Source organism: Flavobacterium sp. WC2421, from assembly GCF_040822115.1.
Classification (GTDB): Bacteria; Bacteroidota; Bacteroidia; order Flavobacteriales; family Flavobacteriaceae; genus Flavobacterium.
Genome location: NZ_CP162004.1, coordinates 2056602 through 2069723, shown reverse-complemented (window position 1 = coordinate 2069723; position 13122 = coordinate 2056602). Strand labels below are relative to the sequence as shown.

The window sequence follows — 13122 nt, the reverse complement described above, 5'->3', positions numbered from 1 at the left end:
TTATTTTTTAGGAGCTTTTTCCTGCTGTCCGCTGTATCCTCGCAAAAAAGCGAGGGATGCCGCTTCCATCAGGGCTATGGATTTATGGAAATAAATTCTATTTTTTTTTAATACTACAAAGTTAACTTTAAAAAACTCAAACAAAAGAAAAATTGCAAAACACATTAAACTATTTTGCATATTTTTGGTCTTACAAAAAACGTATCCTGCTATGATATCAAAAGCCATTTCTAGTTTGTTTATCCTTTTTTTGTGTATCGGTTGTAGCTCAGAACCTACAACGACTCCTACACCTGCACCAACCGAAACTACTTATTTTCCCCCAACTACTGGAACAACTTGGGAAACAAAATCAATAGCCAGCTTAAACTGGAAACAAACAGCAGTTAAACCATTACTAGACTATTTAGCACTAAAAAACTCAAAATCTTTCATCATCCTTGTCAACGGACGAATTGTAATGGAAAACTATTTCAACGGACATTCAGCAACAACTAATTGGTACTGGGCAAGTGCTGGAAAAACATTAACTTCAACACTCACTGGAATCGCAGAACAAGAAGGCTACTTAAACATTAATAATAAAGTATCTGATTATATTGGCATAGGATGGACTAGTTTGCCTATATCCAAAGAAAACTTGATTACTAATAAACATTTACTAACCATGACTTCTGGAATAGAAGATATTGACAACGGCGACGCAGTAGATCCAGCAAGTCTTACTTACAAAGCAGATGCAGGAACCCGCTGGGCTTATCACAATGTATACGTAAAACTACAAGATGTAATTGCTAAAGCATCAAATCAAACTTGGAACACTTATTTCAATACAAGATTAAGAGATAAAATAGGAATGGATGGCACTTGGTTTCAATCAGGTAATAATTCCGTTTATGCCAGTACAACACGAAGTATGGCTCGTTTCGGACTTTTAATGGCCAATAAAGGAAAATGGGATAATACTACAATCCTAAACGAAAACTATTTTAATGCTACCACAAACACTTCACAAAACATCAATTTAGGTTACGGCTATTTATGGTGGTTGAACGGAAAAAGTAGCTACCATTTACCGCAATCACAATTACAGTTCTCTGGAAGTATAATTCCTTCTGCACCCAACGATATGTTTATGGCATTAGGTAAAAATGATCAAAAAATATACATCATCCCTAGCAAGAATATGGTAGTCATCAGAATGGGAGATGCTGCAGATAATGTCAATCTCGCTTTATCTGATTTTGACGATGTACTTTGGCAAAAAATAAGTGCTTTATACCAATAAAAAAACACATTTGAATTTACTCCAAATGTGTTTTCAACCAAAAGTAAACCACAAACTTTTTTTATATTTTATCGTCGAGACAATTGTCAAAAAACAAAATAATATTCATCTTATAAAATCGATAAGCCGAAAAATGACTCTCAATATCTTTTCTAAACTTTGTATGATTATTCAAATAGAATGTTTCGCATTGAACATCATCACATTCCTTTATTTTACTCAACTTATTTACAAAATCCAATAATAAATTGTAATAGGATTCATTTATTTCTTTAACATACGTCAAGTCATTAATTAAATCATCTTTTCCTTGTTGATTGGGATTCAAATTTTTAAAAATAGATGAAGTCAACATTCTTTTAAAAAAAAGAATTTCTACCCTAATAATAGAAATGTCTTCTTTCCAAAGTTCAATATCTTTATCCATAAACTTCATCTGAATCTCCTCAACCGTCTCGTGTTTATAAATTAAATCTTCCATATGATTTCTTTATTTAATAGGCAATTTTCTTGTGAAACTGAAATAATTTCTATCGTATTAATACCTGTAGGGAATTTCCAAATAATTGTATCTCCATTGGCGTAACCAAAAAGTGCTAATGCCATTGGGGATAAAATCGAAATTTTATTTTGTTTAATATTACTCTTTTCTGGAGTTACAATTTGATAACAGCATTCCACATTAAATGGAGTCTTGATCTTAACAATTGAATTATACCTTATCACGTCTTCCGGAATGGTGTTATAATTCATTAACTTAGCCGTCAACATTTCGGCTTTCAATTTTTTGATTGAATCTCTATAAATCTGATCTTCGTGACTCCGTGAATTCGCTATACTTTGCATCAATAAACCGTACTCCTTTTCATCTATTATTAATTGACCGTATTTCATAATTTATTCATGTTATAGTAACAATAAACCTTTATAGTAATGAAGAGCAACTATAAAGGCCCTATTTAAATTTAACAAATTAAAAATCGATTATGGAAATATACCTCTTTGAATGTAAGCAGTTTCAATCCTAGTAATCGCTAAAATATATGCCGCCGTTCTCCAATCAATTTTTCCCTCTATTACTAGTCCCTCAACTTTGTAGAATACCTCTGTGAGTTTTTTATCAATCTTTTGCATCACTTCTTCCAATTGCCAAAGTTCTCCATTCTTATTTTGCAACCACTCAAAATAACTTCCTATCACTCCTCCTGAATTACATAGAATATCTGGTATAATGGTAATCCCATTTTGCAATAATATTTTTTCACCTTCCATATCGATTGGTCCATTTGCCCCTTCAGCCACAACATCCGCTTTTACTAAATAAGCATTTTCCTCCGTAATTTGGTTTCCTAATGCTGCGGGAATAAGGATATCACATGGAAGCCCAAAAAACAATTCAGGATTAATTTCCTCAGCTCCTGCGAATCCCTTGATTGATCCTTTTCTTGGTTTTGAATGTTCAAATAAATCTTCGACCGTAATTCCATTTTCATTAATAATAGTGGCGTGAGCATCTTGTACAGCAAGTAAAATTGCTCCTTCACTTGTTAAAAAATGAGAAGTCCAGTATCCCACATTACCAAAACCTTGAACAATAAATCGTTTTCCTTTCAAGTTTTCCCCCTTACTTTTATACAATAATTTAATAGTTAAATACACTCCATAACCAGTAGAACGATTTCTTCCTTCTAACCCACCAGATCCCACTGGCTTTCCTGTAACTACATGTTGATTACGAGAGCGTTCCGAAGTTGATTTAGTAGACATAAAAGTATCTGCCATCCATGCCATCGTTTGCTCATTTGTATTAACATCTGGAGCTGGAATATCATGATCGGGACCTATATTTTCACCTAGGGCATAAGTAAAACGTCTTGTTATTCGCTCTAGTTCCCCTATAGAATAGTCTCTTGGATCAATTTGAATTCCACCTTTGGCACCACCATAAGGTAATCCTGCCAATGAAGTTTTCCATGTCATCCACATAGCTAGCGCCTTCGCGTCTTCAACATCTACAGTTGGATGGTAACGCAACCCTCCCTTATATGGTCCTAATGCATTATTATGCTGTACACGATATCCTGTAAAAATCTTAACTTCACCTGTGTCCATTTTTACAGGAAAATGAAGAATAATTTCATTGTTTGTTATTGATAAAATATTTCTAATATTTGGATTTAATTTAATGGCATCAGCCGTTTTATTAAACTGATACATTACATTATCTAACATACTTTTTTTAGCTACCTCTTTTATATCTATCATTTTCTCTTATTTATAATGTTCACAAAACACTTTATTATTTCCTTGCCACGCACAATGCGCTTTTTTATCACAATTAATGCACAACCCTCTAATCACATCATTTGCTGAAACCAATTTTCCTTCTGTAATAAAAGAGAAATTAACATCAATAATTCTTTTGTCCTCTCTAATTTTTGAATCGATGACTATAGGAACATGATCAATTCCTTGTTTACTTAATGCGTTCATCATTTATAATTTTAATTCTTGTTTATATAAAAACAGTTGTTTTCCCTAACAATAGACAAATGATATGCCAATCGAATATTTAGCGCATACCAAAAACAACAAACCCCTTAAAATTAAGGGGTTTAAGAAAAATAAAATGATATTATGTGAAAAATAACTGAGGAGAAATTACCCGATATAGGAGAATTTACCCGCTAAAAAAAAGCTAGTTATCTAATTTTTGACGAAGCGTTTTTCGATCAATTTGAAGAATCTCTGCCGCTCGTGTTTTATTATTATCAACTGCCAAAAGCACTTTAAGAATATGTGCTTTCTCAATGTCTTTTAGCGACTTCAACTCTTCTTTTTCAAAAGGCATCGGATATTTTAAATATTCTGGAACATCACTAACCTCAATTTGCTCATTACTCATGATGATCATTCTTTGAACAACATTTTCAAGCTCCCTGACATTTCCCGGCCAAGAATGACGCAATAAAACCTTTATTACTTTATCAGAAATTGTAATATTTGGTTTATTATATTCATTACCATATTTTGTAAGAAAAGTGGTCAAGAGCAGCTTTATATCATCTTTTCTTAGTCTTAAAGGTGGAGTTTCAATATTAACAACATTTAATCTATAGTAAAGGTCTTCACGAAAACTCCCGTTATTAGACATTTCATAAAGATCATTATTTGTAGCAGTGATTATTCTCAATTCCACTTTTTGTGCTTTTTGAGAGCCTATCATACACACTTCTTTTTCTTGTAAAACTCGCAACAATCGAGTTTGAACATTCAACGGTGCTGTACCAATTTCATCTAAAAAAATAGTGCCACCATCTGCAGCTTGAAAAAAACCTCCTCTAGTTTCATTAGCACCCGTAAAAGCTCCTTTTACATAACCAAAAAGCTCCGACTCCATTAAATTCTCAGGTATTGCACCACAATTGACAGCAATAAAAGGTTTTGAAGAAAATATTCCTTTATAATGAATTGCTCTAGCTACCAATTCCTTTCCAGTACCGCTTTCTCCTTGGATAAGTATCGTTGCTCGATTATCCTTTACACGTTGAATTAAATCAACTAACTCAACAATTTGCTGGGACTGACCGACGATACCAGCATATTCCATATTAGTATCGACACTAAGGCTTTTAACTACTGCAATACTATTATTGATTTTTTCTTTAGAATCAATCAAATTTTGCACCGCTTTTTTGAGTTCCTCATTAGTAAATGGTTTGGCTAAATAGTCTATGGCTCCAGACTTAACTGCTTCAACAGCACTGTCAACAGAAGGAAATCCTGTAATTACAAGTTTTGGAATCAAGGGAAAATGCTCTCTAACATATTTGATTAACTCAATTCCATTTATACCAGGCATCTGTAAATCCGTAATCAATAAATCAATAGTACTTAATTTTAAAATTTCAATTGCCTCTGTTACCGAAGATGCCTTATAAGTATGAAAATTTTGAGCTTTTAAATTGCGATGAAGCAACTCAAGCATATCATAGTTATCATCTACTATTAAAATATTTTCTTTCTTTAATTTCATTAAGACATTTTTAAAGGTAATCTAACTTGAAAAATAGTTCCATTAGGATGATTGTCCCTGGTAGAAATATCTCCTTTATGGCTTTTAACAATCCCGTGGACCACGCTCAAACCTAATCCCGAACCTTCGCCTATAGGCTTAGTAGTAAAGAAAGGTTCAAAAATCTTAGACTTATAAGCATTATTGATCCCAGGACCTTGGTCTCCTATTTCGATAACAAAATGATCTTCGACAGTATATACACTAACTTTAATTACTGTATTCAGTGGGGAGACATAGATCGAATTTATCAAGATATTAAATAAAACTTGAGTAAGTTGAATGGGATCAAGTTGCGCTTCTAATTCTAAATCCTTAAAATCGACTTCATAACTTAGACCTGCTTTTTTAAAATTAGGTCCTAATAAGCTCAAAGCATCTGTAACTATGGGCGTAATTTTTACAAATTTCATGTTTTGTGGCATCTCACAAGAAAAAAACATCAGTTTTTTCACAACCTCCCTAGAATAAATAGCTGCTTTAATAATCTTTGCACTATCCATTTGTGATTGTTTTTCTGTAGTTCTTTCTTTAATAAATTCCGCAAAACCAAGAATATTACCAAGTGGAGTATTCAATTCATGAGCTATTCCTGCAGTTATTTCACCAAGAATAGAAAGTCGATCGACACGCTCGGCACTTCTCTTTAAAAGCTCTTCTTTGTCTTTATTTAAATGTCTCTCATAAAAAACACTAATATCTGAAGACACTTTATTAAGTAGCTTTTCTTCATCACCCAAAAAATGTTTTTTAGAAAATTGTCCGGATGGATAATGCACTTTAATATACCCTTTTTTCTCATTAAAAATAGAAATGGAAGATTTTTGAAAAACGGTATGTTCTGGAATTGTAGCCGTAGTATGGTAATAAGAATCCAACTCTAACTCTACGATTGAATCATTAGAAAATCGCCAAGCGCATTTTAAGATGGAACAAATTTTATCTAAAATATTTGTAACAGAATCTTCATGTTGCATTATTACTGAAGAAACATCATATAAACAAGATAATTCTTTAATCCTTTCTTTAAGAATTTCTTCGGTAGATATAAAATCCATAACTCATAATGTGCTAATTATTGAAAAATAAAACAAACTATAGCTTTTCAAATTATTTCTTTAAATAGGCCTATTGCTTTTTTAACCTCTTGGTAAAACCAATAACAAAAAAACCAACACCTAATACTAGTAAAATATAATACAAAATAATATTATATTCACGGATAACATTAGCTATCACAAAGCAAACAACACTAATTAAATAAAGATAAATAGCACTTAATTTTTTTATTGAAGAAAAATTCATGGGGTCCTTTTATTTGAAAAAACTATCTACAAATTCAAATTTATTAAAGACTTGTAAATCTTCAATCCCTTCACCAACTCCAATATATTTCACAGGAATTTTAAATTGATCTGAGATGCCAATGACAACACCACCTTTGGCAGTACCATCTAATTTAGTAATCGCTAGTGAAGTAACCTCAGTAGCTGCAGTAAACTGCTTGGCTTGCTCAAAAGCATTTTGACCAGTTGAACCATCCAAAACCAATAAAACATCATGTGGAGCATCAGCTACCACTTTTTGCATCACACGTTTCACTTTGGTCAACTCATTCATCAAGTTCACTTTATTATGCAAACGTCCCGCTGTATCAATAATAACAATATCTGCTCCTTGAGCAACAGCCGACTGTAACGTATCAAACGCAACAGAAGCTGGATCACTTCCCATATTCTGTCTTACAATAGGAACTCCTACTCTATCTGCCCAAATTTGCAATTGATCAATTGCCGCGGCACGAAACGTATCCGCAGCACCTAGAACAACATTGTAACCTTGTTTTTTGAATTGGTAAGCTAATTTACCTATAGTAGTCGTTTTTCCTACTCCATTTACACCTACTACCATTAAAACATATGGTTTAGTTTGTATAGGAATAACAAATTCAGTTGCTTCACCAGTATTTGTTTCTGATAATAAAGCAGCAATTTCTTCTTGTAAAATTTGATTGAGTTCTTCTATACCAAGGTATTTATCTGAAGCTACACGATTTTCAATACGTGTAATTATTTTTAAGGTAGTATCAACTCCCACATCAGAAGAAACGAGTATTTCTTCCAAATTGTCTAAAACAGCATCATCTACTTTAGATTTCCCTGCAACAGCTTTACTTAATTTACTAAAAAAAGTTGTTTTTGATTTTTCAAGACCTTTATCTAAGGTCTCTTTTTTTTCAGATGAAAATATTCTTTTAAAAAAACTCATGGTATTATACAGTATTAAAAATGAATCATTAGGTACAATGAACTAATACGATTTCCTAATCGGTAAAGATAGAAAATAAAAAAGCTACTTCCGAATGAAAGTAGCTTTTCTATATAATGCTTTTATGAATTATTTCTTTTTCAAGAATTCATCAACTGCTTCAGGAGCCATAATAGATTCTACGAATGTATATGCACCTGTTTTAGGAGATTTCACCATTTTGATGGCTTTTGATAATCTCTTAGAAGATGTCTGTAACGATGCTACGGTTTTCTTTGCCATGATTCAATGTTATTTATATTTTAAAAAAAATCTATAATGTTATCATTTTAGATTATAATCAAAATGCTATTATTATTTAATTTCTTTGTGAACAGTTACTCTTTTCAAAACTGGATTAAATTTTTTAATCTCTAATCTATCTGGAGTATTTTTTTTGTTCTTAGTTGTAATGTATCTTGAAGTTCCAGCAACACCAGTTGTTTTGTGCTCAGTACATTCTAAAATTACTTGGATTCTATTACCTTTCTTTGCCATCTTGCTATTTTTTTATATTGGAATTTAAAGATTATTTAATAAATCCTTGTGACTGTGCTTTTTTCAAAACAGCTGCAATTCCATTTTTGTTAATTGTTTTTATCGTAGATGCTGCTACTCTAAGAGTAATCCATCTATCTTCTTCTGGAAGATAAAAACGCTTTTTCACTAAGTTAACAGAAAATTTTCTCTTAGTTTTATTCATAGCGTGAGAAACGTTATTTCCTACCATCGCTCTTTTACCTGTAAGGTCACAAACTCTTGACATTATACTTATCTTTTATCGTTATTCAAAATCAGGGTGCAAAGAAAAGAAAAATAAACGGATGAAGCAAAAAATTACAGCACATTTTTTAAAATTTCTTTCCTTAATAATTCTAAACTCTTAAACACTGCTCTATCTATCACTTTTTCACGTGGTTGGCCAAAATTATGTTCTTCAACAATTACTTCGCTTGGAGTTGCCAATGCAATAAAAACCGACCCAATTTCAGCATTTCCATCTCCTTTTGTTGGTCCAGCGTTTCCTGTTGTCGCAATTGCATAATCTGTTTTCATCAATCTTTTTACACTCAAAGCCATTGCCGAAACTACTTCACTACTCACTACAGAATGCTCCATTATCAGCTCTTCTGAGATACCTAAAACAGCAATTTTAGTTTCTGTAGCATACGAAACCACACTCCCTTTGAAATAATTTGATGCTCCAGGAACAGATGTCAGTAGCGCTGCAATCGAACCACCTGTACAACTTTCGGCAGTAGCTATCGTTTTACCCTGTTTCTTGAGCATTTGCCCTATGATTACCTCAATTGTTTCCTCCTCTTCAAATCCTACAATAATATCATGAATAATTGCATCTAGTGAAACGATATATTCTTCGATTACATTCTCTAACAATTCTTTATTTGTACCACGTGCCGAAAGACGCAATCTTACTCTTCCTGGACTTGGTAAATAAGCTAGCTTCAAAAATTCAGGAAGACTGTTTTCCCAGTTTTCAATTCGTTCCGAAACCATACTTTCTCCTTGTCCATAGGTAAGAATTGTTTTATGGATTATATAAGGTCGTTTGTATTCTTTTACAACTTTTGGAATAATTTCATTTTCAACCAAGTATTTCATTTCATAAGGCACACCAGGTAGCGAAATAAAAACAGTGTTTTCTTTTTTCATCCACATTCCTGGAGCTGTACCTACTTGATTATGAAGCACAGTACATTTTGAAGGAACAAGCGCTTGGTCTTTATTGATTTGCGTTATTTCTCGTTTATAGAAGCCCTCAATTAACTGAGTAACATGAGCTAAAACCTCTTGATTTACAACCAATTCATCTTCAAAATAATCACAAAAAGTTTTTTTGGTCACATCATCTTTTGTAGGCCCTAATCCACCTGTTATAATAACTAGATCAACTTTATTTTGAAGTGCTGAAAACGTATCCAAAATATGATTTTTATCATCACTTATAGAAACCATTTCATTAATTTCTACTCCTATCCTATCTAAGGATTTAGCAATAAAAGCAGAATTAGTATCTACAATTTGCCCTATTAAAATTTCATCACCTATAGTAACTATGGTTGCTTTCATTATCGATATGAATTTAGGATTTGCTGTATAAATAAAATCAACATTCATTAAAAATGAATGTTGATTTATATTACTTAAAAAAGACTAATAAACTAAAGATCAAAGTCTTTCTTTATTTCTTTTATAGCGTCATTAACTTGTGTTTTAATACTTTTAAAAGTATCTTCAATATCTTTCTTTTTTCCTTCCGTTTTTGTCCAAGCTTCCAATTGAAGAATTTCTTCAAAAGCAACATTCAACCCTAAAAGATCTAGAGTTGGTTTTATTTTATGCGCATAAGCATACGCATGCTTATGGTCTTTCTTTTTAATTCCTTCTTTGATTTGCAATAAATCATCTGGAACTTCGGTTACGAACAAGGTCAGAATTTCATTTACAAATTCTGAATCGTTATCTGAAAGTGCGTACACTTTTGAAAGGTTGTAATTTAAAGCCATTATTTTACCTGTATTCTAAATAGTTTATGTCCTTCTAAAAATCCTTCTAATACATCATCTGGTTTTACGGCAGCAACTCCTGCTGGCGTTCCCGTAAAAATAATATCCCCTATTTTTAATGTAAAATATTGAGAAACATGAGAAATAAGCTCGTCAATATTCCATAACATTAAACTAGAATCTCCTATTTGAACTGATTTGTCATTATTAGTTAGTTCAAAAGTAATATTTTCTAACGAACTAAATTGCTCTTTTGGTAAAAAATCTCCTATAACTGCTGACCCATCGAATGCTTTAGCTTTCTCCCAAGGCAATCCTTTTGCTTTTAAAGACTGTTGTAAGTCCCTAGCCGTAAAATCGATTCCAACACTAATTTCATCATAATACTTATGAGCAAACTTTGACTCAATATACTTTCCAACCTTATTTATTTTTACAATAATTTCGATTTCGTGATGTATATCTTCCGAAAATTCAGGAATCACAAACGGATGTTGTTTTAATAAAATTGCTGAATCAGGCTTCATGAAAACTACGGGTTCCGCAGGACGCTCATTTTGCAATTCTTCTATATGGTCGACATAATTCCTACCAATGCAGATGATTTTCATATCTTGGTTTTTTATTATTAGCTTATCAGTTCTGGGTTTTGAGAATACCTAACACCCAATACCGACAACCTTATACCTATTTAGTATTCAATTTTCTAAGTTTGATTGCCGTTAAAACTTTTTTAGTATATAAAGGAAAATCAGCATTTTGAATCCAGCTAAAATAGCCTGGTTCCTTCTCTAAAATAGTATCTACTTTTACTCCTTTATGTTTTCCAAAAGAAAATATTTCATTCCCTTCTTTATCAAAAGATATCATTCCAGCAAAATCAGCTATTTTTTTTCTAGTAGAAAATTCAGACAATAATTTCATATCATTATCTAAATCTGGATAACGTTCTAATTGTGCTTTAAGAATTTCATAGGTCGCCATAGTATCTGCTTCTGCTGAATGCGCATTTTCTAAATCTGTTCCACAGTAAAACTTCAAAGCAGCACTTAAAGTACGTTCTTCTTTTTTGTGGAAAATAGTTTGAACATCAACTGAAACACGATTTTTCATGTCAAAATCAACTCCCGCTCGCAACATTTCTTCCGCTAATAATGGAATATCGAATCGATCAGAATTAAACCCTGCCAAATCACTGTCTTTGATCATATTATAAACCGCCGCAGCCAACTCGTTAAATGTGGGTTCATTTGCCACCTTCTCATCAGTGATTCCATGAACCGCAGTAGTTTGTGGAGGAATAGGAATCGTAGGATTCACTAACCAAGTTTTACTTTCTTTATTTCCGTTTGGAAAAACTTTGAATATTGATATTTCTACAATTCTGTCTTTTCCAATATCAATTCCTGTAGTTTCAAGATCGAAAAAGCAAATTGGTTTACTGAGTTTAAGTTCCATTTTTTAATTTTGTGTGTCTACAAATATAGAAAATTGGGTTCAAAATTCGGTATAACATTAAAAAAGAAAACCCGATAAATATAAAATTTATCGGGTTCCTTCTTAATTATTGTGTGAATTAAACATCTCTATTTACATCAAATGCTTCAAGATACTCAGCAACTCTTTTTACAAAACTACCTCCAAGAGCTCCATCTACAACACGATGATCGTAACTGTGTGACAAAAACATCTTTTGACGAATACCTATAAAATCTCCTTCTGGAGTTTCAATAACTGCCGGCATTTTTCTGATAGCACCAAGTGCTAGAATCCCTACTTGTGGTTGATTCAAAATTGGCGTTCCAAAAACACTTCCAAAAGTCCCCACATTCGTCACCGTATACGTTCCGCCTTGTGTATCGTCTGGTTTTAATTTTCCTGCTTTAGCACGTCCGCCTAAATCATTTACTGCCTTTGCCATTCCTACTAGATTCAGCTGATCTGCATTTTTAATAACAGGAACAATTAAATTCCCGTTTGGCAATGAAGCAGCCATACCAAGGTTAATATTTTTCTTTTTGATTATAAAATCACCATCCACAGAAATATTCATTCCAGGGTAATCTTTTATCGCTTTTGCAACTGCTTCCATAAATATAGGAGTATAAGTCAACTTCTCTCCTTCTCTCTTTTCGAAAGCCAATTTATTTTTCTCTCTCCATTTTACGATGTTTGTCACATCAACTTCAATGAATGATTGTACATGGGCTGACGTTTGCACTGAAGCAACCATATAACCCGCAATCAACTTACGCATCCTGTCCATCTCGACAATTTCATCACCACCACTTAAAGAAACTGGTGCTGCTTTTTGTGCAACTGGTGCAGAAGTTTGAACTGAATCAGGAGTTTCTATCGCTTTTACTGGAGCAGCTACTGATTGATTTCCTTTATTTTTAACGTATTCTAAAATATCACTTTTTGTAACTCTTCCATCTTTGCCTGTCCCTGCAATCAATTCTAATTCCGCTACAGAAACGCCTTCTTCTTTAGCAATATTCTTGACCAATGGAGAAAAGAATTTATCAGATTCTGAATAATCAGAGGTTGCAACACTTTCTTTAGCTGCGTCCACCGTTTTTTCCACTGCTGCCACCTCAGCCGGAGCTTCAGCTTCACTAACAACAGGAGTTACATCTCCACCTTCCGTTTCAATGATAGCGATTGTTTGTCCCACTTGAACTAAATCGTCTTTTCCAAACAATTTTTCAACTAGAATCCCAGAAACTTCACTAGGCACTTCGCTGTCTACCTTATCAGTAGCAATTTCGAGCACCGCCTCATCTGCTTCGATTGCATCACCTACTTCTTTCAACCAATTTGTAATGGTTGCTTCTGCTACACTTTCTCCCATTTTAGGAAGTTTTAATTCAAATCTTGCCATATTGTTAACCTAAAAGGTGATTTTGTTTTACAGTTTGCGA

Annotated in this window: 17 protein-coding genes; 1 reads left to right on the top strand and 16 read right to left on the bottom strand. The window is 32.9% G+C overall.

The features are described from left to right. Complete coding sequence (locus AB3G33_RS08950) at positions 1–228, bottom strand: hypothetical protein (RefSeq protein WP_367768398.1); 228 nt, start codon at positions 226–228, stop codon at positions 1–3. Here AB3G33_RS08950 and AB3G33_RS08945 point away from each other — a divergent pair. Further along, positions 212–1288 carry a serine hydrolase domain-containing protein gene (locus tag AB3G33_RS08945; protein WP_367768395.1) on the top strand — a complete coding sequence of 359 codons (1077 nt, stop codon included), beginning with the start codon at positions 212–214 and terminating at the stop codon, positions 1286–1288. The two genes, AB3G33_RS08950 and AB3G33_RS08945, sit on opposite strands and share 17 nt — an antisense overlap. 61 nt (positions 1289–1349) lie before the next feature. Here AB3G33_RS08945 and AB3G33_RS08940 read toward each other — a convergent pair whose 3' ends face one another. From AB3G33_RS08940 to AB3G33_RS08870, 15 genes are all read right to left on the bottom strand, one after another. Next, positions 1350–1769, bottom strand: coding sequence for a hypothetical protein (locus AB3G33_RS08940; RefSeq protein WP_367768392.1), 420 nt, complete (start codon positions 1767–1769; stop codon positions 1350–1352). Then, the gene (locus AB3G33_RS08935) at positions 1757–2182 is read right to left on the bottom strand and encodes a GreA/GreB family elongation factor (RefSeq protein ID WP_367768390.1); all 426 of its coding nucleotides are present in this window, start codon (positions 2180–2182) and stop codon (positions 1757–1759) included. The genes AB3G33_RS08940 and AB3G33_RS08935 overlap by 13 nt, the downstream gene beginning before the upstream one ends. 90 nt (positions 2183–2272) lie before the next feature. Beyond that, entirely contained in the window at positions 2273–3553 is a 1281-nt protein-coding gene (locus AB3G33_RS08930) for a Glu/Leu/Phe/Val dehydrogenase (protein WP_367768388.1), read from the bottom strand. A gap of 6 nt (positions 3554–3559) precedes the next feature. Next, complete coding sequence (locus AB3G33_RS08925) at positions 3560–3784, bottom strand: hypothetical protein (RefSeq protein WP_367768385.1); 225 nt, start codon at positions 3782–3784, stop codon at positions 3560–3562. Positions 3785–3986: 202 nt separating this feature from the next. Beyond that, complete coding sequence (locus AB3G33_RS08920; protein ID WP_367768382.1) at positions 3987–5324, bottom strand: sigma-54-dependent transcriptional regulator; 1338 nt, start codon at positions 5322–5324, stop codon at positions 3987–3989. Beyond that, positions 5324–6421 carry a sensor histidine kinase gene (locus tag AB3G33_RS08915; protein ID WP_367768379.1) on the bottom strand — a complete coding sequence of 366 codons (1098 nt, stop codon included), beginning with the start codon at positions 6419–6421 and terminating at the stop codon, positions 5324–5326. Before AB3G33_RS08915 ends, AB3G33_RS08920 begins: the two co-directional genes overlap by 1 nt. 256 nt (positions 6422–6677) lie before the next feature. Further along, positions 6678–7631: a signal recognition particle-docking protein FtsY gene (gene ftsY / locus AB3G33_RS08910; protein WP_367768377.1), complete on the bottom strand. Its 954-nt coding sequence runs from the start codon at positions 7629–7631 to the stop codon at positions 6678–6680. Positions 7632–7760: 129 nt separating this feature from the next. Continuing rightward, positions 7761–7913, bottom strand: coding sequence for a DUF4295 domain-containing protein (locus tag AB3G33_RS08905; protein WP_073370281.1), 153 nt, complete (start codon positions 7911–7913; stop codon positions 7761–7763). 72 nt (positions 7914–7985) lie between these two features. Beyond that, positions 7986–8168, bottom strand: coding sequence for a 50S ribosomal protein L33 (rpmG, locus tag AB3G33_RS08900; protein WP_108740707.1), 183 nt, complete (start codon positions 8166–8168; stop codon positions 7986–7988). Between the two features lie 31 nt (positions 8169–8199). Further along, complete coding sequence (gene rpmB / locus AB3G33_RS08895) at positions 8200–8436, bottom strand: 50S ribosomal protein L28 (protein ID WP_072941276.1); 237 nt, start codon at positions 8434–8436, stop codon at positions 8200–8202. A gap of 71 nt (positions 8437–8507) precedes the next feature. Continuing rightward, entirely contained in the window at positions 8508–9761 is a 1254-nt protein-coding gene (locus AB3G33_RS08890; RefSeq protein WP_367768374.1) for a CinA family nicotinamide mononucleotide deamidase-related protein, read from the bottom strand. Positions 9762–9853: 92 nt separating this feature from the next. Then, the gene (locus tag AB3G33_RS08885) at positions 9854–10198 is read right to left on the bottom strand and encodes an Hpt domain-containing protein (protein ID WP_367751916.1); all 345 of its coding nucleotides are present in this window, start codon (positions 10196–10198) and stop codon (positions 9854–9856) included. Then, the gene (locus AB3G33_RS08880) at positions 10198–10809 is read right to left on the bottom strand and encodes a fumarylacetoacetate hydrolase family protein (protein ID WP_367768372.1); all 612 of its coding nucleotides are present in this window, start codon (positions 10807–10809) and stop codon (positions 10198–10200) included. The genes AB3G33_RS08885 and AB3G33_RS08880 overlap by 1 nt, the downstream gene beginning before the upstream one ends. 76 nt (positions 10810–10885) lie before the next feature. Beyond that, positions 10886–11656: an exonuclease domain-containing protein gene (locus tag AB3G33_RS08875; RefSeq protein WP_367768370.1), complete on the bottom strand. Its 771-nt coding sequence runs from the start codon at positions 11654–11656 to the stop codon at positions 10886–10888. Between the two features lie 118 nt (positions 11657–11774). Then, entirely contained in the window at positions 11775–13082 is a 1308-nt protein-coding gene (locus AB3G33_RS08870) for a dihydrolipoamide acetyltransferase family protein (RefSeq protein ID WP_367768368.1), read from the bottom strand. Positions 13083–13122 lie beyond the last annotated feature (40 nt).